Here is a 23,998-nt window from a genome sequence, read left to right on the forward strand (position 1 = left end):
GGTACTCTGAGCCTCTCGGCGACCAGGCCATGGGCTGCGGGGAATCGATGCGCTGCCTCTTATCCCCATGCTTGTTCAAGGAATATTCATTGAAATGCCAGTCCCACTCCTTATACTGGATCCACCTGTTTCCAGCGGTGGATTTGACTCAATGGAATACAACACTTCAGAACTGTGCGACATCTATCAGGACATGGTGGATGTACTCGAACCCATGCTCTGCTCCTTCGGCGGCCGTGCCTCTTTCGGCGGCGTCATCACCACGGTCAAATGCTTCGAATCGAACGGCCTGATCCGTGAACTGGTCAAGGAGAACGGCGTCGGTCGCGTGTTGCTGATCGACGGCGGCGGCTCCATGCGCCGGGCCCTGATCGACAGCGAGATCGCCACCACGGCGGCGGAGAACGAGTGGGAAGGCATCGTCTGCTACGGCTGCGTGCGCGAGGTCGATATCCTGGAAGATCTGGATATCGGCATCCAGGCCCTGGCCGCCATCCCGGTCGGCGCCGATCACAAGGACGTGGGTGAGACCGATCTGCCGGTCAACTTCGGCGGCGTCACATTCTTGCCGGACGATCACCTCTACGCGGACACCACGGGGGTGATCCTTTCCCCCGATGCACTCGATATAGAGTGAGCCGACACAGACTGAAGATGGGAGCCAAGGCTCCCATTTTTTATGACTGCAACTTGCTGAAAAACAGCAAAAAAAAGAGGGCCAGTAAAAAACTGGCCCCTTAACTGGAAGCAATGTGAGCAATGTCGTGCCTTCACAAGAAGTCCATCACGTTGGAACGAATGAAGTCTTTCCCGGAAAACAAGGTAACAATAATCATTCTCATTTAACTGTGCAAGCCTTATTTGCGAGAAGTGCAAAAAAATGACCACCCATGCGGTGGTCATTCTCGTCAGGCCTGACGGCTCGCCGGTTGCAAACCGGCAAGGCCGGCCTCCCCCACCAGTTTGCGGCTGAGGTAGCGCAGCAGCACGCCGTAGAGCGGCACGAACAATCCGAGGCTTATCAGCAGCTTGAACACATAGTCCACGGTCGCTATCTCGACCCAGTGCTCGGCCATGAAGGGATCCGTGCTGCGCCAGAAGGCGATGCTGAAGAAGGCGATGGTATCCACCAGGTTGCCGAACAGGGTCGAGGCGGCCGGCGCCACCCACCAGGCCCTGAGCAGCCGCAGGCGGTTGAACACCACCACATCCATGAACTGGCCCACCAGATAGGCCATAAAGCTGGCCAGGGCGATGCGCGCCACGAAGAGGTTGAACTCCGCCAGGTTGCCCATGCCCTGATAGCTGCCTTCGAAGAAGAGCACAGAGAGCACATAGGAAACGGCCAGGGCCGGCAGCATCACGGTCTGGATGATCTTGCGGGCCAGTCCGGCGCCGAAGATCCGCACCGTCAGATCGGTGGCCAGGAAGATGAACGGGAAACTGAAGGCACCCCAGGTGGTGTGGAAGCCAAAGATGGTGATCGGCAGCTGCACCAGGTAGTTGCTGCTGGCGATGATCAGAATGTGGAACAAAGAGAGGCGCACCAGCGCCGTCTGGTGCTGAGCAGGGGTCAAATTCATATTGTGACCTTTTTGGTTAATGGGGTTAGGGAACCCATACCGCCACCATTGGCGATAATTGAGGGGCGAGATTATACGCCCCAATACCGATAGTTCAATCCTTATGCTGCTGGTTCAGCCTGCAGCAATCATGGTCGAAGGGCGACGTCACAGGCCCAGGCCGGTCATTCAATGCTTGTGCGACGGACCCGGCAACCACCATAGGCCAGGGCTCATGCCCCATGTTGCCGACCCAGCCAGAGCACCACCTCCCTGTCGTCCGGGTGTGTCGCCTCCAGCCAGCAGCCGCTGTGCTGCTCATACTCCAACCGCAACCGGCTGCCTTCGAACTCCAGCAGCCAGCTATGGCGATCCGCTCCCCACTCCCGCTCGAGCGGGATAAGCTCCCACCCCTCGACCAGCTCCTCGGCCAGGGTAGGAAAGTTGTCCCAGCAGAGCCCGGGACAGGTCAGCAGCAGCACAGCCGACTCGGCATCCACCTGCGTTACCCGCCAGTTCATCCTTCACTCCTCAACTGCTGCAAGAGAGCTCGCCACCGCAATACCACTGGGGAACAGGGGTCGCCAGCTCCTCGTATTCCGGCTGCTCGTCATAGGGGTGCTGCAGGGCGGCAAACAGCCGCTCGAACGGCACCATGTTCCCCGTCTCGGCGGCGTCGATGACCTGCTGGGCCAGGGCATTGCGCAGCACGTACTTGGGATTGACGGCGTCCATCTGCGCCTTGCGTGCCGCATCCTGGCTCCCTTCCCGGGCCAGCCGGGCCCGATAGGCGTCGAGCCACTCCTGCCAGGGGGCGGGATCCGGCAGCAGCGCCAGCAGGGAGGCGGGCCACTCCCCCTGAGACGTCAGCTCACCCAGGCGGCGCAGGAAGAGGTGATAGTCCACCCGATGTGCCGCCAGCAGCTGGAACAGCTGGCGGAACAGGGCCGGGTCTTCATCCTCCCAGCTTTCCAGCCCCAGTTTTTCACGCATCAGCTCGGAGTAGTGCAACATCAGCTGATGCTCGTACTGGGCCAGCGCCCCTGCCAGGGCCTCGCCATCCACCTGATCCGCCAGCGCCTGGGCCAACTTCTGCAAGTTCCAGTAACCCACCGCCGGCTGCTGATCCAGGGCGTAGCGCCCCCCCGGATCCGAGTGGTTGCAGACAAAGTCGGGCACATAAGCGTCGATGAAGCCGTAGGGGCCGTAATCCAGGGTCAGCCCGAGCAGGGACATGTTGTCTGTGTTCATCACCCCGTGGCAGAAGCCCGCCGCCTGCCACTTGGCGATGAGGCGCGCGGTGCGCCGCACCACCTCGGCGAACAACTCGGCACCGCTCTCCAGTTCGGGGAAATGGTGGCGCAGTGCATAGTCGATGAGGGCGGGGATCTTCTCCCCCTGGCCACTCCAGGCGAAATACTCGAAGTGACCGAAGCGCAGGTGGCTAGGTGCTGTGCGCAGCACTGTCGCCCCGCTCTCGACCTGCTCCCGGTAGACCGGCTCGTCACTGCCCACCAGCACCAGGGCTCGGGTGGTCGGGATGCCGAGGGCATGGAGCGCCTCTGAGGCGAGATACTCGCGGATGCTGGAGCGCAGCACGGCGCGGCCGTCACCGAAGCGGGAGAAGGGCGTCTTGCCCGCCCCCTTCAGGTGCAGATCCCAGCGCTGGCCGTCCGGCGCCTGCTGCTCCCCCAGCAGCAGGGCACGACCATCACCGAGCCGGGGGCTGTAGCCACCGAACTGGTGCCCCGCATAGACCTGGGCCACCGGCTGCATGCCCGGCAACGGCTGCCCCAGCCCGCAGCAGGCGAGCCAGTCAGCCTCACCGACCCCGTCCAGCCCCAGCTCCCGCAGCAGCTCCTGATTGAGGTGCAGCAGCCTGGGCTCACGCAGGGGCTGAAGGGCCACGGGCTCGCAGGCCCAGGGCAGTTCGGTGGCGAAAGTGTTGATCAACTTCATGGTGGCGTGGTTCGTCCCTGCGTATGCTCGTGTCACTCTTTATACCGCCGTCTGCCCGCACAGGCTAACAGGCGATCGCGCTATTTCATTTCACGGAGAAAACAATGCAAAAATGGATATATGCCTTGCCCCTGCTGGCGCTGGCCTGGGGACATCAGGCCAAGGCCGCCGACATCGAAGCGGGCAAGGCCAAGGCGGCTGTCTGCGCCGCCTGTCACGGGGTGGATGGCAAGGCGACCGTCCCCGTCTATCCCCATCTGGCCGGCCAGAACGCTGCCTATCTGCTGAAACAGATGAAAGCCTTCAAGGAGGGCAGCCGCACCGAGCCGCTGATGGCCCCCTTCATGGCGATGCTGAACGAGGCGGACATGGAGAATCTGGCGGCCTATTACGCCAGCTTGAAATAACCCCCCTTACCCAGGCAACCCCAGCACTTCCCTTGCAAAGAGGGCTGTAAAAGTGCCCCTCCATTCTTGAGGAGGGAGGCTGGGGTCACTGCCTACCGGCGGCAATACTCGATGATAAGGTCCATAAAGGCTTCACCGAAGCGCTCCAGCTTGCGGTGACCGACGCCGATGACCGTCAGCATCTCGTCATCGGCATAGTCCCACCCGCGTTACGCCCCTACCGCCGGCAATACTCGATGATCAGGTCCATAAAGGCTTCACCGAAGCGCTCCAGCTTGCGGTGGCCGACACCGTTGATGGCCAGCATCTCGTCCTCGGTCATCGGCATCAGCTGGGCCATCTCCACCAGGGTAGCGTCGTTGAACACCACATAGGGCGGCACCTCTTCATCCTCGGCGATCTGCTTGCGCAGGGCCCGCAGCTCCTTGAACAGCCGCTTGTCGTAGTTGGCGTTGTCGAGCAGGCCGCTGCGCTTCTCCTTGCGACTGGAGATGGGCTGCAGCCGCGGCACCGCCAGGGCCAGCGGTACCTCGCCGCGCAGCACGGGGCGGGCCGCCTCGGTCAGCTGCAACACCAGGTTGCGGGTGATGTTCTGGGTCAGCAACCCCTTATGGATCAGCTGGCGGATCACGCTCATCCAGTACTCGTGGCTCTGATCCTTGCCGATGCCGTAGGTCGACAGCTTGTCGTGGCCGTGATCCTTGATGCGCTGGTTGAGCGAGCCCCTGAGCACCTCCACCACATAACCCACCCCGAAGTTCTGCCCCACCCGCCAGACGCAGGAGAGCGCCTTCTGGGCATCTTCGGTGCCGTCATAGCTCTTTGGGGGATCCAGGCAGATGTCGCAGTTGCCGCACGGCTTGTCGTTGTACTCGCCGAAGTAGTTGAGCAGCACCTGGCGACGGCAGGTCTGCGCCTCGGCGAAGGCCGCCATCACGTTGAGCTTGTACTGCTCCACCTGCAGCTGCTGGGGGTTCTCTATGTTGTCGAGCAGGCGCCGCACCCGGCCTATGTCGGCGGGATCGTAGAGCAGCAGCGCCTCGGCGGGGGTACCGTCACGGCCGGCCCGGCCGGTCTCCTGATAGTAGGATTCGATGTTCTTCGGAATGTCGTAGTGCACCACGAAGCGAACGTTGGGCTTGTCGATGCCCATGCCGAACGCCACCGTCGCCACCACTATCTCGACGTCGTCCTTGAGGAAGGCATCCTGGGTGCGCAGCCGCTGATCCAGCGGCAGGCCCGCATGATAGGGCGCCGCCTTGCAGCCGTGGCGGGAGAGCCGCTCTGCGACCTCTTCCACCCGGTTGCGGCTGGAGCAGTAGACGATGCCGCAGTTGCCCTTCTGGCTCTGCACATAGCGCAGCAACTGCTCAGCCCCCTTGAACTTCTCCACCAGGCTGTAGCGGATGTTGGGTCTGTCGAAGCTGGCGGTGTGAATGAAGGGGTCGTTCAGCTCGAGGCGATGCAGCATGTCGCTGCGGGTCGCCTCGTCTGCGGTGGCGGTGAGCGCCACCACGGGCACCTGGGGGAACCACTGCTTGAGCCGCCCCAGCGCCGCGTATTCGGGGCGAAAATCGTGGCCCCACTGGGAGACGCAGTGGGCCTCGTCGATGGCGAACAGCCCGAGGGGCAGTTCTGCCAGCCGATCCAGAAACTCGTGCTGCAGCAGCCGCTCGGGGGAGACATAGACCAGCTTGATCTCGCCGCGACGCATGGCGGCAAAGTTCTGGATCATCTCCTCCCGGCTCAGGGCCGAGTTGATGTAGACAGCCGCCACGCCGTTGGCGCGCAGGCTGTCCACCTGATCCTTCATCAGCGAAATGAGGGGGGAGACCACCACCCCGAGCCCGGGCCGCAGCAGCGCCGGGATCTGGTAACAGAGCGACTTGCCGCCACCTGTGGGCTTGAGCACCAGGGCATCGCGCCCCCCCACTATCTGTTCGATGATCTCGAGCTGGCCAGGCCGAAATTGCTGGTAGCCGAAGACCGCCTGCAGCAGGGCAAGGGGGGTATCGGGCAAGGTGTCGGCAATGGCGGTCATGGGCTCTCCTTTGGGGTCGCCATTCTAAAGCAGCCGCCGCCCACAATAAACCTGCCATTGCGACTGTTAAGGAAGTGTTGCAGACTGGCTGGAGTTTTTACTCGGCTTTGATGACAGGGATCGGTATCAGAGAATGAAACAGATGTTGAAGAAGATGGCGCTCAGTGGCATTGCCAATCTGTTCGCCGAGAAGATGCCGTTCAACAAGCTCATCGGCATGCAGGTGACCCACTATGACTTCGAGAAGGTGGAGCTGCGCATCAAGATGGATGACAAGCTGATCGGCAACCCCTTTCACAACATACTGCACGGCGGTGTCACCGCCAGCCTGCTGGACGTGGCGGGCGGCATGATAGTCGCCGCCTCCTGCATCGACGAGCTGGAGGACTTCTCCCCAAGCTACCTCAAGGAGCGCTTCTCCCGCCTCGGCACCATAGACCTGAGAGTCGACTATCTGCGGCCCGGTCGCGGCAACGAGTTTATCGCCACCGCCCACATCATACGGGCGGGCAGCAAGGTCGCCGTCGCCCGTATGGAACTGCACAACGAAGAAGGGACTCATATCGCCTTTGGCACCGGCACCTACCTGGTCGGCTAATGGTCTTTATTGCATAAAAAGTGCGCTTCTAAGCTGATTTTAATCATTAGAATTGTTACCCCCGCCACCGGCCAGGGTCCATACTGGAAGTCGGGATTGTGTGCAGAGGGAGGATTGCAGACGATGAGCGCGATGCTGGCTACCCAACCATCCAGAGCCTTGTTGACACAGCTCGAGTCCATGCGCGAAGAGGTGCAGACGCCCGAGTGCCGTCACTGGTTGGAACAGGAGCTGAAGGGGTATTCTCTCTGTTCACCCCTGCCTTGGTATCGCATCATTGCCTGTCGGCAACGCGGTCACTTCCTGAATCTGAAGACGGGGAAATATTTGACTTGCCACATCGGCAGCCAAACGCTCAGCCAACGCGACCTGGCCCAAGTTCAGTTCATCTATGCCCGTGAACCCGCCGTCCACTATTTACTGCATCATGATTCCCATATCGAGCCCTGGCCAGAACAGCTGCTGGAAGCGTATCGAGAGCAGTTGATCCCCGGCCATCTCTGCCTGCAGGCCTGGCACGAGCCCGTGTCTTCTCTGCGGTCACAACTGATGGAGGGAATAGCACATTTCATTAGTGAGTACCCCAAGCATGCGGCTCTGCAAACTCAGCACGGCTTCAAGGCATTGCGGCATCAACACTGGCATATCTGATCATGCGCCCAGGGCGCAAGGAGGGCACCATCGACAAGACCCACAACGAGATTGCCACAATCTAGAGTGCCGGAGTCAGGATCAGACTCCACCTGTGGGGCCACCGAGCGGTGGCCCTTTTAATGGGCGGCATTCAGCACCAGGCAATCGACCCCGTATACCGCTCCTGCCCCGTCTGCCGAGAACGGCAAAGGCAAAATCCAAATGCGAAAAGGCCGCTCGATGAGCGGCCTTTTCTAATGTGGTCGGTGTGAGAGGATTCGAACCTCCGACCCCTTCGTCCCGAACGAAGTGCGCTACCAAGCTGCGCTACACACCGATGTCTGCGGGGCGAGAATTTACCGAAAGCCCCGACATGACACAAGCCTTTTTTTGCTTTCGCCACAAAAAAAGGGCTTTACGCTCAATAATCCAGCGTTTCATGGCGATAAGGGGCGCCGGGCTCGTCCCGGTACTCAGTTACGCTTTTGGCGGCAGCTGAAACTCGGCCGGTCCCAGCAGACGTCGACTCCAATCGGCAACGACCCCGTGCTCCAGCCAGTGGGCCGCATGCTGGCGCCAGTTGGGAGAGAGCGCCGGGTTCTCCAGCAGCAGTTGCAGGTCCCCTTCGTGGCGGGTCTGGTTGAACAGGATGTCGGCGGTGCGCTTCACCGTCAGCTCGGGATAGGGCCTGTCCATCAGCAGCAGCTCATCCACCGGGGCCACGCGCCCCTCCTCCAGCACCCGCAGCAACCAGCCGCAGCGGCCGTTGAGCTGCATCACCTGGGAGAGGTGCGGGTAGCCAAAGCGCTGATTGAGCTTGAAGCAGGGAGATCTCGGCTGGCTGATCTGGATGAGCGCCTCGCCGAGGCGATAGACATCGCCGATACAGGCTTGCGTTTCGGTCAAGCCGAGGCCGGAGAGGTTTTCGCCAAAGGCCGCCGGCTGCCAGGGAGCACGAGGGGCAGGCAGGCCCAGTGCGGTTTGCCAGGTCTTCCACCAGGGGTAGTGATCCGCAGGATAATAGTGCAGGGCGCGATCCGGGCCGCCGTGATGGCGTTTGTCGCTCTGCTCATCACCCTCCAGGCCCGAGAAGCTGCACCACAGGGGACTGCCTGCCACATACTTGTCGATGGCACTGACGAGTCCGGGGGCGAGTTCGGCATTCATCTCGGCGCTCTGGCCGATAAAGAGGGAGATCCGCATTCCATGCTCCTGACGGATGAGAGAATGCGGATCTTAGGGGCTGTTGAGCCGTCGGCGCAAGCCGCGTGACTGCGTCAACAGCCCCGGGGTCAGGCGACGGCCTGCATCTGGGTGGTCATGGCAATCTCGGCGCGGCGGCGTTTCTCCGCCCTCGCCATCAGGTACCAGCTGCTGAAGGTGAACAACGACACCGACAGCAGGATAAGGCTGGCCACCGCGTTGATCTCGGGTTTCACCCCGAGCCGCACCGCCGAGAACACCTCCATCGGCAAGGTAGTGGAACCCGGGCCTGAGACGAAGCTCGCCAGCACCAAATCATCAAGCGACAGGGCGAACGACATCATGCCGCCCGCCGCCAGCGACGGGGCTATCATCGGGATGGTGATGAGGAAGAACACCTTCCAGGGCTTGGCGCCGAGATCCATGGCCGCCTCCTCGATGGAGAGATCCAGCTCCCGCAGCCGCGCCGACACCACTATCGCCACATAGGCGGTACAGAAGGTGGTGTGGGCGATCCAGATGGTCAGCATGCCCCGCTCGGCGGGCCAGCCCACCAGCTGGGCCATGGCCACGAACAGCAGCAGCAGCGACAGACCTGTGATCACCTCGGGCATGACCAGGGGCGCCGTCACCATGCCGCCGAACAGGGTGCGACCACGGAAGTGAGGGATCCGGGTCAGCACGAAGGCGGCCACAGTCCCCAGCGCCACCGCGGCTATGGCGGTGTAGAAGGCGATCTCCAGGGAGCGGAACACTGAGCCAATCAACTGTTTGTTGTCGAGCAGACCGAAGTACCACTTGAGCGACCAGCCTCCCCATACCGTCACCAGCTTGGAGGCGTTGAAGGAGTAGATGACCATAATGACCATGGGCAGGTAGATAAACAGCAGCCCCAGCCACAGCATCAGCTTGGAAAAACCGAGACGTCTCATGCCTGACCCTCCAATACGCTTGTCTGGTTGCGGTTGAACAGGATGGATGCAGGGACTATCAGCAACGCCTTTTTCATACCTTGCCCTCCAGTTCTTTCGCCTGGTTGCGGTTGAACAGGATGATGGGGACTATCAGCAACGCCTTTTTCATACCTTGCCCTCCAATTCCTTCGCCTGGTTGCGGTTGAACAGGATGATGGGGACTATCAGCACCGCCAGCATCACCACCGCCAGGGCGGACGCCACCGGCCAGTCGCGGTTGTTGAAGAACTCCTGCCACAGCACCTTGCCTATCATCAGAGTCTCGGGGCCGCCCAGCATCTCGGGGATGACGAACTCGCCCACCACGGGGATGAAGACCAGCATGCAACCGGCGATGATGCCGTTCTTGGAAAGTGGCACAGTGATCTGCCAGAACCGGGTCAGGTTGCGGGCGCCGAGATCGGAGGCCGCCTCCAGCAGGCTCTGATCGTGTTTGACCAGGTTGGCGTAGAGCGGCAGCACCATGAACGGCAGGTAGGAGTAAACGATGCCGATGTAGACCGCCAGGTTGGTGTTGAGGATCTGCAAGGGCTCGTCGATCACCCCTATCCCCAGCAAGAAGCTGTTGAGCAGACCGTTGTTGCTGAGGATGCCCATCCAGGCGTAGACCCGGATCAGGATGGCGGTCCAGGTCGGCATCATGATGAGCAGCAGCAGGACGGTCTGGGTCTCCTTGTTGGCCCGCGCTATGGAGTAGGCCATGGGATAGCCGATCAGCAGGCACAGCAGGGTGCTGATGAAGGCCATCTTGAGGGAGCCCAGATAGGCCGCTATGTAGAGCTCATCCTCCTGCAGCAGCAGGTAGTTGCCCATGTGGAGCAAGATGGTGAGCTGATTGTCTGCCCAGCTCACCACGTCGGTGTAGGGCGGGATAGCCACATCCGCTTCGGCGAAGCTGATCTTCACCACTATGATGAAGGGCAGCAGGAAGAAGAGGAACAGCCAGAAGAAGGGGATGCCGATCACCAGCTGGCGTCCCCCCAACTGCTTGAGTCGTCTCAATGCCTTCATGATTGCAGCACCACGCCGCTGTCATCTTCCCAATAGAGGAACACCTGGTCATCCCAGGTTGGCCGCTTGCCGTGGCGTTCGGCATTGGCGATGAAAGCCTGAACGATTTTGCCCGAGGGCAGCTGGATGTGATAAACCGAGTGGCCGCCCAGATAGGCGATGTCATAGACCTCACCCTTGGTCCAGTTGAAGTCCGGATGCTCGATCTCCTCCGGCTTGTGCAGACTCATCAGCAATTTTTCCGGCCGCAGGGCGTAGGTCACCTTCTTGTTCTCGGCACGGGAGCTGATGCCGTGGCCCACGTAGATGGGCTGCTCCAGATCCGCGCAGGCGATGATGGCGTGGTCCTGCTCATCTTCCACCAGCAGGCCGTCAAACAGGTTGACGTTGCCGATGAACTCGCACACCAGCCGGCTGGCCGGGGTCTCGTAGATGTCCATCGGACTGCCGATCTGCTCGATGCAACCCAGGTGCATGATGGCGATCCGTTCCGCCATGGTCATGGCCTCTTCCTGATCGTGGGTCACCATGACGCAGGTTACGCCGACTCGCTCGATGATCTCCACCAGCTCCAGCTGCATCTTGGAGCGCAGCTTCTTGTCCAGCGCCCCCATGGGCTCATCCAGCAGCAGCAGCTTGGGGCGCTTGGCCAGAGAGCGGGCCAGGGCGACCCGCTGGCGCTGACCGCCGGAGAGCTGGTGCGGCTTGCGACGAGCATACTGGGTCATCTGCACCAGCTTGAGCATCTCCTCCACCCGGGCGTCGACCTCTGCCTTGGGCAGGCCATCCTGCTTGAGACCGAAGGCGATGTTCTGCGCCACCGTCATATGAGGAAACAGGGCGTAGGACTGGAACATCATGTTGATGGGACGTTCATAGGGCGGCATGTCGGTAATGTCGACCCCATCCAGGAACAGCCGCCCCTCGGTGGGACGCTCGAACCCGGCCAGCATCCGCAGCAAGGTGGACTTGCCGGAGCCTGAACCACCCAGCAGGGCGAAGATCTCGCCCTTGTGGATGTTGAGAGACACGTTATCGACCGCCAGCGTTTCGTCGAACTGCTTGCTTACCCTGTCTATTTTGACCAGCACTTCTTTACGCTGCTGGCTGCCCTCGAGGGCTTTCTTGTAGGCACTGGAGGCTATCGCCATTACCAAACTCCCAAAGGTGATACCGGCCGGGGCCGATCCATCAATACAATCTGGCGCCCCGGGATGGGCGCCAAGGTTAGGTTCCGGACTTGATCTTGGTCCAACTCCGGGTGATCAGGCGCTGCACCGAGCGGGGATGTGCTTCCTGCACATACAGACGCTCCAGCACCGCCTGAGGGGGATAGACTGACTCGTCATCGCGCACGGCCTTGTCCATGAACTCTCCCGCCTTGATGTTCGGGTTCGCGTAGCCCACGTAGTCGCTCACCTTGGCGATCACTTGCGGCTCGAGAATGTAGTTGATCAGGGCGTGAGCCTCTTTGACGTTGGTGGCATCGGAGGGGATCGCCATCATGTCGAACCACAGATTGCCCCCCTCCTTGGGGATGCTGTAGGCAATCTTTATTCCCTTGCCTGCCTCGTCGGCCCGGGCCGCCGCCTGCAGTATGTCACCGGAGAACCCCGCCGCCACACAGATGTCGCCATTGGCGAGATCCCCTATGTACTTGGAGGAGTGGAAGTAGGTCACATAGGGGCGCACCTTGAGCAACTGCTCTTCGGCACGCTTGAGATCCGCAGGATCGTGGCTGTTGGGGTTGAGGCCGAGGTAGTTCAGGGCTGCCGGGATCATCTCGTCCGCCGAGTCGAGGAAGGCCACCCCGCAATGGGAGAGCTTCTTCATGTTTTCCGGTTCGAAGATGATGGCCCAGGAGTCAATCTTGTCAACCCCGAGCGCCGCCTTGACCTTGTCGACGTTGTAGCCGATGCCGTTGGTGCCCCACAGATAGGGCACGGCGTACTGATGACCCGGATCCACCTTGTCGAGCTGCTTGAGCAGCAGGGGATCCAGGTTGGCCAGGTTGGGCAGCAGAGCGGGATCCAGCTTCTGGAAGGCCCCCGCCTGGATCTGCTTGGCCAGGAAATTGTTGGAGGGCACGACCAGATCGTAACCGGTTCGTCCGGTCAGCAGCTTGCCCTCCAGCGTCTCGTTGGAGTCAAACACGTCGTAGACGGTCTTGATCCCGGTCTTCTGCTGAAAGTCACTGAGGGTGGTCTCGCCGATATAATCGGACCAGTTGTAAAAGTGAACCACAGGGGCTGCCTGGGTCAGATTTGCAAACCCCAGGGTCAGGGCCAGCGTTGCCATCTTGGTCATGTGCACTTATCAGTCCTCGTTTGTGTGATTTTGCCAGTCGCGCATCCATACGCGCCGTCCAACCTGTCGGGTGGTCACCACCCTCCCGGCCGAACTGCGGACCGGGAGGGGTACTCGTCACTTACTTACCTGATTTGATCTTGGTCCAGCTGCGGGTCATCAGACGCTGCACCTTGGCCGGCAGATCCGGGAAGGTGTAGATCTTCTTGAGGGTATCCGCCGTCGGGTAGATGCCCGGATCGGTACGGATCGCCTCGTCCACCAGCGGGGTGGCTGCCTTGTTGCCGTTCGGGAACTGCACCACGTTGGTGATGTTCGCGATCACTTCCGGCTTCATCAGATAGTTGATGAAAGTGTGGGCTGCCTCGACGTTCTTGGCATCCGCCGGGATGGCGATCATGTCGAAGAAGCTGCCAGCCCCCTCTTTCGGAATGGTGTAAGTCAGACTGACACCGTTCTTGGCTTCGGCGGCACGTGCCTTGGACTGCTGCAGGTCACCTGAGTAACCCACCGCCACGCACAGGTTGCCGTTGGCCAGATCCGAAATGTACTTGGAGGAGTGGAAGTAGGCGGTATAGGGGCGGATGGAGAGGAACAGCTCCTCAGCCTTCTTCAACTCGTCCGGCTTCTGGCTATCCGGCTTGAAGCCCAGGTATTGCAGGGCGGCCGGCAGCATTTCGGTCGGCGAGTCGAGGAAGGAGACACCGCACTCCTTCAACTTGGCCATGTTCTCCGGCTTGAACACCAGATCCCAGGAGTTGACCGGCGCATCGGCACCCAGCACGGCCTTCACCTTCTCGGCGTTGTAGGCGTAGCCAATGGTGCCCCACAGGTAAGGGATGGAGTACTGGTTGCCCGGATCGCTCGGTTCGAGCGCCTTGAGCAGATCGACATCCATGTTCTGCCAGTTGGAGAGTTTGGACTTGTCCAGCTTCTGGAAGACGCCTGCCTTGATCTGCTTGGCCAGGAAGGGGTTGGACGGGACGACGATGTCATAACCCGAACTGCCCGCCAGCAACTTGGCTTCCAGCACCTCGTTGCTGTCGAACACGTCATACACCACCTTGATGCCCGTCTCCTTCTGGAAGTTTTCCAGCGTATCCGGCGCTATGTAATCGCTCCAGTTATAGACGTGCAGCACCTTCTCGTCGGCCATCGCCCCGGTACTCATCATGACCAGCGCCACGGAAGCAGCCATCATTCCCTTTTTAAAAGACATAGTCCTTGTCTCCTAAGCAAATTGTATGCGTAAGCCAATCTGCCCGGTTTCAGCCTATTCCTGCAGCTTTGCAGCCGTCAGATCCAGACTGAGCCTGGCCAGTTTGACCAATTCATCCACCTGTTCCTCGGTGATCACCAAGGGGGGCGATATGATCATGGTATCGCCGACAGCCCTCATCACCAAGCCATTGTTAAAACAGAACTCCCGACAGGTCATCCCGGCGTGCAGTTCGGCCGGGAAACGACGTTTTGTCTGTTTGTCCTGGACTATTTCCAACGCGGCAACCAGACCTTTACCCCGGGTTTCTCCCACCAGCGGGTGATCGGCAAGCTCGCTCCAGCGGCGCTGCAAATAGGGGCCGATACTATCATGAACGCGCTTAACTATGCTCTCACTTTGCATAAGCTGGATGTTGGCAATGGCCACGGCGCAGGCCACCGGATGACCGGAATAGGTGAAGCCGTGGTTGAACTCACCCCCCTCTTCCACCAGCACCTTGGCGACCCTGTCCCCCACCATCACGGCCCCCATCGGCAGGTAGCCCGAGGTGATGCCCTTGGCCAGACACATGAGGTCAGGCTTGATGCCGAAGCCTTCGCTCGCGAACCAGTGGCCGGTGCGACCGAAACCGCAGATCACCTCGTCGGCGATGAGCAGGATGCCGTACTTGTCACAGATGCGCTGGATCTCGGGCCAGTAGCTGTCGGGCGGAATGATGACGCCGCCGGCCCCCTGGATAGGCTCGCCGATGAAGGCCGCCACCTTGTCCACCCCCAGCGCCAGAATCTTCTCTTCCAGCTGGCGGGCACGGGCCAGGCCGAACTCGTGGGCGCTCATGCCCTCCCCCTCACCGAAGTGATAGGGCTGATCGATATGGACTATGCCGGGAATGGGCAGGCCACCCTGGGCGTGCATGCCCTTCATGCCCCCCAGACTGGCGCCCGCCACCGTGGAGCCGTGATAGGCGTTGTGACGGCTGATGATCACCTGCTTGTCCGGCTGCCCCTTGCTGGCCCAGTAGTGACGCACCATGCGCAGCACAGTGTCGTTGCACTCCGAGCCCGAACCGGTGAAGAAGACGTGGTTGAGATGGGAAGGGGTGATCTCGGCCAGCAGGGTCGCCAGTTCGGCGGCGGGGGGATGGCTGGTCTGGAAGAAGAGGTTGTAATAGGGCAGTTGCTGCATCTGCTTGGTGGCGGCATCCACCAGCTCCTGGCGGCCATAACCCAGGTTGACGCACCACAGGCCCGCCATCCCGTCCAGGATGCGGCGCCCGTCGGAGTCTTCCAGATAGACCCCCTCGGCCTTGGTGATGATGCGGCTGCCCTTCTTGTTCAGGGCCTGAAAGTCGGTAAAGGGATGCAGGTGGTGGCTGGCATCCAGTTGCTGCCACTCACGGGTGGTCTGCTTCATTGCTTGCTCCTCGGTTCCTTCGATTTAAGCGATGTTTGTTCGTCAATTGCTGAGGGCGGCTGGCCCACGGGCACGGTGCGGCCGCGAGCGGGCGCCATCAGCCGCCCCTCACGAGCCAGTACCATCTTGCTTTGAGAGTGACGGGAGGGATCTGCGCCCCTCCCGAGACGGGTCAGACGTTCAGCAGCAGGAATTCCCGTTCCCAGCGGCTGATCACCCCGAAGTAGGTCTCATACTCCTTGCGCTTGACCGCGACGAAGGCGCGGATGAAACGCTCCCCCAGCATGTCCTTGATGGGCTCGCACTGCTCCAGATGGCTGAGCGACTCCTCCAGGGAACGGGGCAGGCTGTAGGGCAGGTCATAGGCACTCGCCTTCATCTCCTGCATGGGCTCCAGCTTCTCCAGCATGCCGAGGTAGCCGCAGGCCAGGGTGGCGGCCAGTGCCAGATAGGGGTTGGCGTCGGCACCGGCGAAGCGGTTCTCGACCCGGCGCGCGCTCGGCTCGGAGAAGGGCACCCGCAGGCCGCAGGTGCGGTTTTCCACGCCCCACTGCACGTTGCGTGGTGCGCTCTCGCCGAAGGTGAGGCGGCGGTAGGAGTTGACGTTCGGCGCCAGCAGGGCGGTCACCGCCGGGGTGTACTTCTGCAGACCGGCGATGAAGTGCATGAACAGAGCGGAGTTGCCCCCTTCGCTGGTGCCAAACAGGTTGCGCCCCTCGGCATCTTCCAGGCTCTGGTGGATGTGCATGGCGGAGCCCGGCTCATCGCTCATGGGCTTGGCCATGAAGGTGGCATAGATGCCGTGACGGTGTGCCGCTTCCCGCATGGTGCGCTTGAACAGGAACACCTGGTCGGCGAGATCGATGGCGTCACCGTGCAGGAAGTTGATCTCCATCTGGGCGGCGCCGGACTCGTGGATCAGGGTGTCCACCTCTAGCTCCTGGGCCTCGCAGTAGTCGTACATGTCCTCGAAGATGGGATCGAATTCGTTGACCGCATCTATGCTGAACGACTGGCGAGCCGTCTCGGGGCGGCCGTTGCGGCCCACCGGCGGCACCAGCGGATAGTCGGGGTCTTCGTTGCGCTTGACCAGATAGAATTCTAGCTCGGGGGCCACCACCGGCTTCCAGCCCTGCTTCTCGTAAAATGACAGGACCCGGCGCAGCACGGAGCGCGGCGCTATGTCGATCAGCTTGCCATTGATGTCGAAACAGTCGTGGATCACCTGAGCCGTGGGCTCCAGTGCCCAGGGCACGAAACGAATGGTGTTGGGATCGGGATAGAGCTGCATGTCCCGCTCCAGCGGGTCAATCATGCTGTCGTCATCCGGGTACTCGCCGGTCACCGTCTGGGTGAAGATGACCTCGGGCAGCCGCATGCCCCCTTCGCGCAGAAACTTGTTGGCTGGAATGATCTTGCCTCGGGCATTGCCGGTGAAATCCGGGAACAGGCACTCCACTTCCGTGATGCGATTGCTCTCCATCCAGCCCTTGATACTGTCCATGTTAAACCCCGACTCTACGGTTGTCATTGGCAAGGGTGTCTAATATAAGGAACACCATTGTTAAGAAAATGTAATCGACCTCACCATAAAAGCCCGTGATAAAGGCCTTTGTCAAGCAGTGGTGTTTAAAAAACTATAAACAATGGCCGATATAATGACCAATGCGGCACCAAATACTAAACACTCTGTGTCACGATCAGCCCACTGCAAGCACGATGCCAAGGCTGGACAGAAGCTGCTCGATACTCAGTCAGCCCCTGTCGGAGCGGGCCCATTTCTTTGTAAGGGCGCACAATCCTTATCCAATTCTCTTTGCATACCTGCATTTTTTTGGTACAAGGCCCGCCCTGATTTGCACTCTCCTGCATGGATTTGGTGCAAATCGGACTACAGGGGCTTGGTCTGCGGGCCTAAAGCCCCCATAAATGGGAAAAATTGGGAAACTGACTGGTAGCAAACCCTATGTGTGATTTCATGACTGAAGACCAACTGGCCTTTTACAAGGGTCAGATCGAGCGACAAATCCTCGAGCTCGAAGAGCGTCTCAACTCCCAAGCCAGCCAGGCCATCGCCACCGATACCAACGAGATGGCCGATGAAATTGATCGTGCCAGCATCGAGGAGGCCCGCCGTCTGGAGCTGAACCGCATCGAGCACGACAAGCTGCATCTGCGCAAGCTGAAAGGGGCGCTGAGACGCATCAATGAAGGGGACTTTGGTTACTGCGAGTCCTGCGGTGACGAGATCTCCCTCAAGCGGCTGCAGGCTCGCCCTGAGTCCCGCTTCTGCGTCGAGTGCCAGAGCACCAAGGAATTCAACGACACCCACGTGTTCCGCCGCGTCGCCTGATGCGCCAGTGAACCGTCACCACCTTGTCGCACCGGGCCGCTGGCAAGGCAGTGTGCAGGCACCGGCGCCCGTATAGACAGACGAGCATGCCGAGCTGCACATGAACCTTGTTTGCGGCTTCACAGCAAGAGCGTGACAACTTCTGTTAGACTCCGGGCAAGTCCCGGACTCTACAGGAGATCAGAGCGTGAAATGGCTCATCAAGCTGTGTTTGTGCCTGCCGCTGCTGGCACAGGCGCAGACTCTCACCGTCAAGGTCCCCAGCCGACCGATCAATGACCTCGACAGCGAATACCAGCTCAAGCTGCTGGAGCTGGCACTCGACCGTGCCGGACAGCCCTACAAGCTGGAGCGGGTCGACCTCAATCTCAATCAGTTCACCCTGCAGCAGGAGCTGCGCAAGGGCAAAACCATCAATGTGTTCTGGATGGGTACCTCCAGCGCCCTCGAATCCGCCCTGATCCCCGTCCCCATTCCGCTGTTCCGCGGTCTGGAAGGGCTGCGGCTGTCGTTCATTCACAGCGATGCCCAGGAGAAGTTCAACCAGGTCAACACACTGGCGGATCTCAAGCAGCTGAAAGCGGCCCAGGGGGTCGGCTGGGCCGACAACAAGATCCTGGAGCAGGCGGGCATAGCGACCTATGCGGGGCGCTACAGCAACCTGTTCCGCCTCATCAACGACGGCGACAAGCTCGACTTCTTCCCCCGCGGTCTGGTGGAGATCTTCGCGGAACGCCGTGAGCTGGCGGCCCAGTACCCCAATCTCGCCATAGAGCAGCACCTGCTGATCCGCTACCCCTTCGCCGAGTTCTTCTTCGTCAGCCCAGAGTCCCCCAAGCTGGCCAAGGCGATCCAGACCGGACTGGAGCGGGCCTATGCCGACGGCAGCTTCATGACCTTCTTCCACGAGAATCCCAGGATCCGCGAGGCCCTGGCCAGCGCGAACCTGGAGCAGCGGGTCACCATATCCCTGCCCAACCCGGACATGACCCCCTTGCTCAGGAGCATTCCAGCCCAATATTGGGACTATCCGCCCAAGCAGGGGCAGTAACGCCGGGATTCCGGAGCCCTATTTGTTGGGACTATCCCCCCCAGGCAGGGGCAGTAACGCAGCCAAGCATTCGCCGCCACAAGGGCGTTAGTCCCTGACCATCGGCTCGCAGGGAATAAGGGGGCCGGTTTCAACTGCCGCACCAAGGAGGTGCCATGAAACGACTCGACGACTGGTTCAGCGACTACGGCCAGAGCCACCAGCACCCGGTCAATGTAGCCATCCACAAGGTGGCGGTGCCCGGTATCTACCTCTGTACCCTGGCCCTGCTCTGGTGCCTGCCGGCCGGGCCCTTGCCGCCCTCCCTCAACTGGGCGACGCTGGTTGCCATTCCGGTGCTGGCCTTCTACCTGCAGCTGTCGTTTACCCTGTTCGTGGGAATGGCGGCGCTGACCGCGCTGGGACTGGCCCTCTGCCACAGCTGGCAAGGCCCCTTGCTGTGGCCCGCCCTGTCCGGCTTCGCGCTGCTCTGGGTAGCCCAGTTCGTCGGCCACCGGATAGAGGGGAAGCGCCCCTCCTTCCTCGCCGATCTGCAATTTCTGCTGGTCGGCCCCGCCTGGGTGCTGGCCAGCCTCTATCGTCGCTTGGGCATCCCCTACTGAGGGAGTCCAAAGGAGAAACCATGACACACTATTTCCCCCTCACCCGCGCCCTGCCTCTGCTGCTGGGCATGCTGTTTGCCGGTCCGGCGCTGGCCGACAAGGCCGATCCCGTCGGCGAGGTGAGCACCGCCTTCAAGCTGGTCGGCCCCAATCACAAGATCCTGGTGGAGGCGTTCGACGACCCCAAGATAGCCGGCGTCGCCTGCTATCTGGCCCGCCCCAAGACCGGGGGCGTCAAGGGCGGTCTCGGGCTGGCGGAAGATCCCTCCCACGCCTCACTGTCGTGCCACCAGATAGGTCCCATCACCCTGCCCGCCAAGCTCAAAGCCGGGGAAGAGGTGTTCGACGTCAGCACCTCACTGGTGTTCAAGGAGCAGAAGGTGGTGCGTTTTTACGACGAGAAGCGCAATGCGCTTGTCTATCTGACTTACAGCACCAAGTTGGTGGATGGTTCGTACAAGAGCGCAGTGAGCGCCGTCCCCATCATGCCGTGGGGCTGAATCCCCACCATTTATCCCGTGATGACGGTCACTATTTGTTGTAATTTAACCACATCATTTTCTGCGGAGAGCGCACCATGAGAGTCGCCGTTTTCAGTACCAAGAGCTACGACAAGGAACACTTCAATCAGGCCAACAGCCAGTACGGCTTCGAGCTGGAGTTCTTCGACGTGCGGCTGGAGGCCAAGACAGCCCGCCTCGCCCATCACTTCCCCGTGGTCTGCCTGTTCGTCAACGATGACGCCGACCGGGAGGTGCTGACCGAGCTGGCCGCCAACGGCACCAAGGTGATCGCCCTGCGCTGCGCCGGTTACAACAACGTGGATCTGGTGGCCGCCAAGGAGCTGGGACTGAAAGTAGTGCGGGTGCCCGCCTACTCCCCAGAGGCGGTCGCCGAACACGCTGTGGGCCTGATGATGACCCTCAACCGCCGCATCCATAAGGCCTACCAGCGCACCCGCGACGCCAACTTCTCCCTGGAAGGGCTGGTCGGTTTCAACATGCACGGCCGCACCGCCGGCATCATAGGCACCGGCAAGATCGGCATCGCCACCCTGCGCATCCTCAAGGGCTTCGGCATGCGCCTGCTGGTGAGCGACCCCTACCCGAGCCAGGCGGCCATCGATCTGGGGGCCGAGTACGTGGACATCGACACCCTGCTGCGCCAGTCCGACGTCATCAGCCTGCACTGCCCTCTGTTCAAGGAGAACTACCACCTGCTGAACAAGGAGGCCTTCGCCAAGATGAAGGATGGTGTGATGATCATCAACACCAGCCGGGGCGGCCTGCTCGACTCCAACGCCGCCATCGAGGCCCTCAAGACCTCCCGCATCGGCGCCCTGGGGCTGGATGTCTACGAGGAGGAGGAAGATCTCTTCTTCGAGGACAAGTCCAACGAGGTGATCACCGATGACGTCTTCCGCCGTCTCTCCGCCTGCCACAACGTGCTGTTCACCGGTCACCAGGCCTTCCTGACCCGGGAGGCGCTGCACGCCATCGCCGACACCACCCTCGGCAACATCCAGGCCATCGAGAGCCAGGGCCGCAGCGACAACGAGGTGGAATAAGCTTTCCGCGCAATAAACCGGGCGCCGGGTTGTGAGACCCGGCGCCATCGGGTAGGCTACCAGCCCTTTTTTACTCAGGAGCCTGGTCGCCATGTTTGTCGGATTTGATTACGGTACCTCCAACTGTGCCGTCGCCGTGATGGAACAGGGCAGCCCCAGGCTGCTGACCCTCTCCGGTTCCCACTACCTCCCCTCCACCCTGCACGCCCCGCACCGGGACGCCATCGCCGGCCTGCTGGCCGAACGGTTGGCCAGCACCCAGCAAGCTGAGTACCTCAAGCTGCGCGGCCCCGTGGTGACCCGGGCTCAGGCGGTGCGTCGCCAGATGCGCGAAGAGGGGCTCATCGACGAACTCAGCTTCGGCGGGGCGGCGCTGGAGCGCTACCTGGAGGAGCCGGATGACGGTTACTACATCAAGTCGCCGAAATCCTTCCTCGGGGCCTACGGCCTCAAGGCGCCCCAGATCGCCCTGTTCGAGGACATCGTCTGCGCCATGATGCTGCACGTCCGCCACGAGGCGGAGCAGCAGACAGGTGCCCCCGTGCGCCAGGCGGTGATAGGTCGCCCGGTCAACTTCCAGGGGCTGGCCGGGGAGGAGAGCAACCGCCAGGCCATCGCCATCCTGGGTGAGGCTGCCCGCCTCGCCGGCTTCGAGCGGGTGGAGTTTCTCTACGAGCCGGTCGCCGCCGGCTTCGAGTTCGAGGCGCGCCTCACCGAGGATGCCGTGGTGCTGGTGGTGGACATAGGCGGCGGCACCACCGACTGCTCCATGCTGCGCATGGGCCCCAGCCACCGCGATCGGCTCGATCGCAGCGGCGATCTGCTCGGCCACAGCGGCCAGCGCATCGGCGGCAACGACTTCGACATCCGCCTGACGGTGGAGGGCATGATGCCGCTGCTCGGCATGCACGAGACCCTCAAGACCGGCAAGCCCCTGCCCCACCCGCTGTTCTGGGACGCGGCCGCCATCAACGACGTCAGCGCCCAGAGCCGCTTCTACAGCCTGGATACCGCCCGCCAGCTGCAGGATCTGCAGCTCGACAGCCAGCCCGGCAGCAAGCTCTCACGGCTCGCCAGCCTGCGGGCCCACAAGCTGAGCCACCAGCTGGTGTGGCGTGCCGAGCAGGGCAAGATCGCCCTGTCCGACCATGAGCTCAATCACCAGACCCTGAACGAGCTGGAGAAGGGGTTGGAGGCTGAACTCACTCGCCCTCAGCTGGCCAGTGCCTCGGCCCCCCTGCTGGAGAAGATTGGCGAGCTGATGGACGAGGCGATCGCCGCCGCCGGCGTGTCGCCGGACCGGGTCTTCGTCACAGGTGGCAGCGCCCGCTCCCCCCTCATCAAGGCCTTTATTCGCCAGAAGCTGCCCGCAGTGCCTCTGGAAGGAGGGGATGACTTCGGCTCTGTGGCTTCGGGCCTTGCCCGCTACGCCGAACGGCTGTTCGCCGGCTGATCCCCGACACGCCAAAGGCTACCCACCACATCCCCTCTGGAAGGAGGGGATGACTTCGGTTTGATAACCTCGGGCCTGGCCCGTTACGCCGAGCGGCTGTTTGCCGGCTGAGGTACCGGCAGGGGTCCATGGGCGACCCCTGCTGCCTGAAACGAGGCTCGCCCGGGGCGGGTGTTGCCATTTACCGACACCCCCCTTCCCCTGAGGGCGACAGAAGCGGTCGGGCTGGCCCCCCCTCGCCCTGCCTCCCGGGCCATGGCACGGGTATGCTTGTCGCTCCCATCACCGGAGCCCCTTCCATGCCCAGATTTCTGCTACTGCTGCTCGCCCTGCTCCTGCTCAGCGCCTGCAGCAGTACTCCCCGCTTCGCCTCGCAAGATCTGCAGCACCACCACTGGGTGCTCGACAAGCTGGATGGCCAGGCCATCCCCAGCAGCCGCGTCAATCCCCCCGACATCGAGATAGGGGAGCACTTCACCGTCAATGGCATCGCCGGGTGCAACCGCTACTTCGGCCAGGGCCATCTCGAGGATGACAGACTCTGGGTTACCAGCCTCGGCAGCACGGCCATGGCCTGCCCGCCCCGGCTCGACCAGATCGAACAGGCGGTACTCGCCACCCTGATGGAGGGCGCGACCCTGAGCGGCACGCCACAGACCCTGATCCTGACCGGAAAACGGCACCGTTTGGAATACAGACTGCGAGACTGGGTGTACTAGGGCTCACAAAACCGCTCGCCGACAGGAACAACTGGCCCAGCTGTGGCACAATATGAGGCACTGTTCGCAATGGAGGCTGCCTCAGCCATGTCGATGGATCGCCTGTTTGGCAAGATCAAACAACTGCCCACAATCCCGCAGCTGCTGCACGAGCTGATGCAGAGTTTCAACGATGAGAATGCCCGCATCGACGAGATCGCGGCCAAGATCGCCATGGACCAGGTGATCAGCGTCAAGGTGCTGCGGATGGCCAACTCCGCCGCCCTGCGCCGGGGCAACGAGGTGACCTCCATCGAGCAGGCGGTGATCCGCCTCGGCTTCAACCGCTTGCGCTCCGTGGTGGTCGCCTCCGGCATCATCAGCAGCTTCAAGGCCCCCCCGGGCTTTGACAAGCACCGCTTCTGGACCCAGACCTTCCAGGTCGCCACCATAGCCCGCACCCTGGCCCAGCAGACCAAGGCGGTGGATCCGGAGAGCGCCTTCACCTGCGCCCTCATTCACAACATCGGCGAGCTGCTGATCCAGAGCACCTTGCCGGAGGAGGCCGGGCTCATCAACCTGGCCATCGAGAAGGGGAGCAGCCGGGTCGAGGCCCAGCGGGAGATGCTGGGGTACGACTATGCCCAGCTCGGCGCCGAGCTGGCGAAGCGCTGGAACCTGTCGGCCTCCTTCGTCGATGCCATCGCCCAGCAGCTGGATCCCCTCTCCCACGATCCGGTCAGCAAGGAGGCGGTGCTGATCCGGCTCTCCGTCTTCGTCTCCTTCGCCTGGCACGCCGGGGTACCGGCCCAGACCATCATAGCGCGCTTCCCCAAGCCGCTGGCCGACCAGCTCGGGCTGGATCCCGCCACCCTGGCGGATCAGCTGGAGCAACTCCACGAGCAGGGCAATGCCCTCGCCGACCTCCTGACCCAGTAGCCTCT

24 protein-coding genes and 1 tRNA gene are annotated in these 23,998 nt (G+C 61.7%); 12 read left to right on the top strand and 13 right to left on the bottom strand.

Translation table 11 applies throughout. The annotated features are described in order from the left end of the window. Positions 1-151: 151 nt before the first annotated feature. Positions 152-637 carry a ribonuclease E activity regulator RraA gene (gene rraA, locus Aeroheme_RS19700; protein WP_042654398.1) on the top strand — a complete coding sequence of 162 codons (486 nt, stop codon included), beginning with the start codon at positions 152-154 and terminating at the stop codon, positions 635-637. A gap of 271 nt (positions 638-908) precedes the next feature. On the opposite strand, the gene Aeroheme_RS19705 is transcribed toward rraA, so the two are convergent. The 3 genes from Aeroheme_RS19705 to Aeroheme_RS19715 all read right to left on the bottom strand — a co-directional run bounded on the left by Aeroheme_RS19705 (position 909) and on the right by Aeroheme_RS19715 (position 3,521). Beyond that, the gene (locus Aeroheme_RS19705; RefSeq protein ID WP_411166427.1) at positions 909-1,583 is read right to left on the bottom strand and encodes a 7-cyano-7-deazaguanine/7-aminomethyl-7-deazaguanine transporter; all 675 of its coding nucleotides are present in this window, start codon (positions 1,581-1,583) and stop codon (positions 909-911) included. A gap of 212 nt (positions 1,584-1,795) precedes the next feature. Further along, complete coding sequence (locus Aeroheme_RS19710; RefSeq protein WP_139744710.1) at positions 1,796-2,083, bottom strand: DUF3630 family protein; 288 nt, start codon at positions 2,081-2,083, stop codon at positions 1,796-1,798. Between the two features lie 10 nt (positions 2,084-2,093). Further along, on the bottom strand, positions 2,094-3,521 hold the full coding sequence (locus Aeroheme_RS19715; protein ID WP_411166428.1) for a protein adenylyltransferase SelO: 1,428 nt from the start codon (positions 3,519-3,521) through the stop codon (positions 2,094-2,096). 104 nt (positions 3,522-3,625) lie between these two features. On the opposite strand from Aeroheme_RS19715, the gene Aeroheme_RS19720 reads away from it, so the two are divergent. Then, a complete protein-coding gene (locus tag Aeroheme_RS19720; RefSeq protein ID WP_234569595.1) occupies positions 3,626-3,928 on the top strand; it encodes a c-type cytochrome in 303 nt (100 codons plus the stop codon). Between the two features lie 217 nt (positions 3,929-4,145). Here Aeroheme_RS19720 and recQ read toward each other — a convergent pair whose 3' ends face one another. Next, positions 4,146-5,969, bottom strand: coding sequence for an ATP-dependent DNA helicase RecQ (gene recQ / locus Aeroheme_RS19725; protein ID WP_234676403.1), 1,824 nt, complete (start codon positions 5,967-5,969; stop codon positions 4,146-4,148). A 133-nt stretch (positions 5,970-6,102) separates the two neighbouring features. On the opposite strand from recQ, the gene Aeroheme_RS19730 reads away from it, so the two are divergent. Further along, positions 6,103-6,567: a thioesterase family protein gene (locus Aeroheme_RS19730; protein WP_162519265.1), complete on the top strand. Its 465-nt coding sequence runs from the start codon at positions 6,103-6,105 to the stop codon at positions 6,565-6,567. Between the two features lie 123 nt (positions 6,568-6,690). Further along, positions 6,691-7,218, top strand: a complete 528-nt coding sequence (locus Aeroheme_RS19735) for a hypothetical protein (protein ID WP_111910854.1) — start codon at positions 6,691-6,693, stop codon at positions 7,216-7,218. A gap of 242 nt (positions 7,219-7,460) precedes the next feature. On the opposite strand, the gene Aeroheme_RS19740 is transcribed toward Aeroheme_RS19735, so the two are convergent. The 9 genes from Aeroheme_RS19740 to Aeroheme_RS19780 form a co-directional block, all read right to left on the bottom strand. Next, positions 7,461-7,537, bottom strand: a tRNA-Pro gene (locus tag Aeroheme_RS19740). A gap of 140 nt (positions 7,538-7,677) precedes the next feature. Beyond that, positions 7,678-8,403 carry an MOSC domain-containing protein gene (locus Aeroheme_RS19745; protein WP_411166429.1) on the bottom strand — a complete coding sequence of 242 codons (726 nt, stop codon included), beginning with the start codon at positions 8,401-8,403 and terminating at the stop codon, positions 7,678-7,680. 89 nt (positions 8,404-8,492) lie between these two features. Next, positions 8,493-9,335, bottom strand: a complete 843-nt coding sequence (locus Aeroheme_RS19750) for an ABC transporter permease subunit (protein WP_111910852.1) — start codon at positions 9,333-9,335, stop codon at positions 8,493-8,495. A 147-nt stretch (positions 9,336-9,482) separates the two neighbouring features. Further along, positions 9,483-10,388 (bottom strand): ABC transporter permease subunit, encoded by a 906-nt coding sequence (locus Aeroheme_RS19755; RefSeq protein ID WP_163137491.1) that lies wholly within the window; start codon positions 10,386-10,388, stop codon positions 9,483-9,485. Beyond that, complete coding sequence (potA, locus tag Aeroheme_RS19760) at positions 10,385-11,539, bottom strand: polyamine ABC transporter ATP-binding protein (protein WP_106885491.1); 1,155 nt, start codon at positions 11,537-11,539, stop codon at positions 10,385-10,387. The genes Aeroheme_RS19755 and potA overlap by 4 nt, the downstream gene beginning before the upstream one ends. 76 nt (positions 11,540-11,615) lie before the next feature. Continuing rightward, positions 11,616-12,695, bottom strand: coding sequence for a polyamine ABC transporter substrate-binding protein (locus tag Aeroheme_RS19765; protein ID WP_205598900.1), 1,080 nt, complete (start codon positions 12,693-12,695; stop codon positions 11,616-11,618). 121 nt (positions 12,696-12,816) lie between these two features. Beyond that, the gene (locus Aeroheme_RS19770) at positions 12,817-13,914 is read right to left on the bottom strand and encodes an extracellular solute-binding protein (protein WP_106885489.1); all 1,098 of its coding nucleotides are present in this window, start codon (positions 13,912-13,914) and stop codon (positions 12,817-12,819) included. A gap of 54 nt (positions 13,915-13,968) precedes the next feature. Then, positions 13,969-15,330: an aspartate aminotransferase family protein gene (locus Aeroheme_RS19775; protein WP_338889740.1), complete on the bottom strand. Its 1,362-nt coding sequence runs from the start codon at positions 15,328-15,330 to the stop codon at positions 13,969-13,971. Between the two features lie 172 nt (positions 15,331-15,502). Then, on the bottom strand, positions 15,503-16,834 hold the full coding sequence (locus Aeroheme_RS19780) for a glutamine synthetase family protein (RefSeq protein WP_005328484.1): 1,332 nt from the start codon (positions 16,832-16,834) through the stop codon (positions 15,503-15,505). 462 nt (positions 16,835-17,296) lie between these two features. Between Aeroheme_RS19780 and Aeroheme_RS19785 the strand changes: the two genes are divergently transcribed. From Aeroheme_RS19785 to Aeroheme_RS19820, 8 genes are all read left to right on the top strand, one after another. Further along, the gene (locus Aeroheme_RS19785) at positions 17,297-17,683 is read left to right on the top strand and encodes a TraR/DksA family transcriptional regulator (protein ID WP_025328724.1); all 387 of its coding nucleotides are present in this window, start codon (positions 17,297-17,299) and stop codon (positions 17,681-17,683) included. 187 nt (positions 17,684-17,870) lie between these two features. Then, entirely contained in the window at positions 17,871-18,734 is an 864-nt protein-coding gene (locus Aeroheme_RS19790; RefSeq protein WP_163157588.1) for a hypothetical protein, read from the top strand. 155 nt (positions 18,735-18,889) lie between these two features. After that, complete coding sequence (locus Aeroheme_RS19795; protein ID WP_411166430.1) at positions 18,890-19,336, top strand: DUF962 domain-containing protein; 447 nt, start codon at positions 18,890-18,892, stop codon at positions 19,334-19,336. A gap of 20 nt (positions 19,337-19,356) precedes the next feature. Continuing rightward, positions 19,357-19,836: a CreA family protein gene (locus Aeroheme_RS19800; RefSeq protein WP_111910847.1), complete on the top strand. Its 480-nt coding sequence runs from the start codon at positions 19,357-19,359 to the stop codon at positions 19,834-19,836. Between the two features lie 77 nt (positions 19,837-19,913). Continuing rightward, complete coding sequence (locus Aeroheme_RS19805) at positions 19,914-20,903, top strand: 2-hydroxyacid dehydrogenase (RefSeq protein WP_025328728.1); 990 nt, start codon at positions 19,914-19,916, stop codon at positions 20,901-20,903. A 91-nt stretch (positions 20,904-20,994) separates the two neighbouring features. Next, positions 20,995-22,356: a molecular chaperone gene (gene yegD, locus Aeroheme_RS19810; RefSeq protein WP_106885482.1), complete on the top strand. Its 1,362-nt coding sequence runs from the start codon at positions 20,995-20,997 to the stop codon at positions 22,354-22,356. 299 nt (positions 22,357-22,655) lie between these two features. Beyond that, positions 22,656-23,075: an META domain-containing protein gene (locus Aeroheme_RS19815; protein WP_025328730.1), complete on the top strand. Its 420-nt coding sequence runs from the start codon at positions 22,656-22,658 to the stop codon at positions 23,073-23,075. A 69-nt stretch (positions 23,076-23,144) separates the two neighbouring features. Beyond that, positions 23,145-23,993: an HDOD domain-containing protein gene (locus Aeroheme_RS19820; RefSeq protein WP_005325471.1), complete on the top strand. Its 849-nt coding sequence runs from the start codon at positions 23,145-23,147 to the stop codon at positions 23,991-23,993. The last annotated feature ends 5 nt before the right edge of the window (positions 23,994-23,998 follow it).

Source organism: Aeromonas sp. DSM 116730 (assembly GCF_046581335.1).
Lineage (GTDB): Bacteria > Pseudomonadota > Gammaproteobacteria > Enterobacterales > Aeromonadaceae > Aeromonas > Aeromonas rivipollensis.

What these genes read in the sequence shown, in the direction of transcription:
- rraA (WP_042654398.1), top strand. Translation starts at nt 152, where the DNA reads ATGGAATACAACACTTCAGAACTGTGCGACATCTATCAGGACATGGTG.
- Aeroheme_RS19705 (WP_411166427.1), bottom strand. Translation starts at nt 1,583, where the DNA reads ATGAATTTGACCCCTGCTCAGCACCAGACGGCGCTGGTGCGCCTCTCT.
- Aeroheme_RS19710 (WP_139744710.1), bottom strand. Translation starts at nt 2,083, where the DNA reads ATGAACTGGCGGGTAACGCAGGTGGATGCCGAGTCGGCTGTGCTGCTG.
- Aeroheme_RS19715 (WP_411166428.1), bottom strand. Translation starts at nt 3,521, where the DNA reads ATGAAGTTGATCAACACTTTCGCCACCGAACTGCCCTGGGCCTGCGAG.
- Aeroheme_RS19720 (WP_234569595.1), top strand. Translation starts at nt 3,626, where the DNA reads ATGCAAAAATGGATATATGCCTTGCCCCTGCTGGCGCTGGCCTGGGGA.
- recQ (WP_234676403.1), bottom strand. Translation starts at nt 5,969, where the DNA reads ATGACCGCCATTGCCGACACCTTGCCCGATACCCCCCTTGCCCTGCTG.
- Aeroheme_RS19730 (WP_162519265.1), top strand. Translation starts at nt 6,103, where the DNA reads ATGAAACAGATGTTGAAGAAGATGGCGCTCAGTGGCATTGCCAATCTG.
- Aeroheme_RS19735 (WP_111910854.1), top strand. Translation starts at nt 6,691, where the DNA reads ATGAGCGCGATGCTGGCTACCCAACCATCCAGAGCCTTGTTGACACAG.
- Aeroheme_RS19745 (WP_411166429.1), bottom strand. Translation starts at nt 8,403, where the DNA reads ATGCGGATCTCCCTCTTTATCGGCCAGAGCGCCGAGATGAATGCCGAA.
- Aeroheme_RS19750 (WP_111910852.1), bottom strand. Translation starts at nt 9,335, where the DNA reads ATGAGACGTCTCGGTTTTTCCAAGCTGATGCTGTGGCTGGGGCTGCTG.
- Aeroheme_RS19755 (WP_163137491.1), bottom strand. Translation starts at nt 10,388, where the DNA reads ATGAAGGCATTGAGACGACTCAAGCAGTTGGGGGGACGCCAGCTGGTG.
- potA (WP_106885491.1), bottom strand. Translation starts at nt 11,539, where the DNA reads ATGGCGATAGCCTCCAGTGCCTACAAGAAAGCCCTCGAGGGCAGCCAG.
- Aeroheme_RS19765 (WP_205598900.1), bottom strand. Translation starts at nt 12,695, where the DNA reads ATGACCAAGATGGCAACGCTGGCCCTGACCCTGGGGTTTGCAAATCTG.
- Aeroheme_RS19770 (WP_106885489.1), bottom strand. Translation starts at nt 13,914, where the DNA reads ATGTCTTTTAAAAAGGGAATGATGGCTGCTTCCGTGGCGCTGGTCATG.
- Aeroheme_RS19775 (WP_338889740.1), bottom strand. Translation starts at nt 15,330, where the DNA reads ATGAAGCAGACCACCCGTGAGTGGCAGCAACTGGATGCCAGCCACCAC.
- Aeroheme_RS19780 (WP_005328484.1), bottom strand. Translation starts at nt 16,834, where the DNA reads ATGGACAGTATCAAGGGCTGGATGGAGAGCAATCGCATCACGGAAGTG.
- Aeroheme_RS19785 (WP_025328724.1), top strand. Translation starts at nt 17,297, where the DNA reads ATGTGTGATTTCATGACTGAAGACCAACTGGCCTTTTACAAGGGTCAG.
- Aeroheme_RS19795 (WP_411166430.1), top strand. Translation starts at nt 18,890, where the DNA reads ATGAAACGACTCGACGACTGGTTCAGCGACTACGGCCAGAGCCACCAG.
- Aeroheme_RS19800 (WP_111910847.1), top strand. Translation starts at nt 19,357, where the DNA reads ATGACACACTATTTCCCCCTCACCCGCGCCCTGCCTCTGCTGCTGGGC.
- Aeroheme_RS19805 (WP_025328728.1), top strand. Translation starts at nt 19,914, where the DNA reads ATGAGAGTCGCCGTTTTCAGTACCAAGAGCTACGACAAGGAACACTTC.
- yegD (WP_106885482.1), top strand. Translation starts at nt 20,995, where the DNA reads ATGTTTGTCGGATTTGATTACGGTACCTCCAACTGTGCCGTCGCCGTG.
- Aeroheme_RS19815 (WP_025328730.1), top strand. Translation starts at nt 22,656, where the DNA reads ATGCCCAGATTTCTGCTACTGCTGCTCGCCCTGCTCCTGCTCAGCGCC.
- Aeroheme_RS19820 (WP_005325471.1), top strand. Translation starts at nt 23,145, where the DNA reads ATGGAGGCTGCCTCAGCCATGTCGATGGATCGCCTGTTTGGCAAGATC.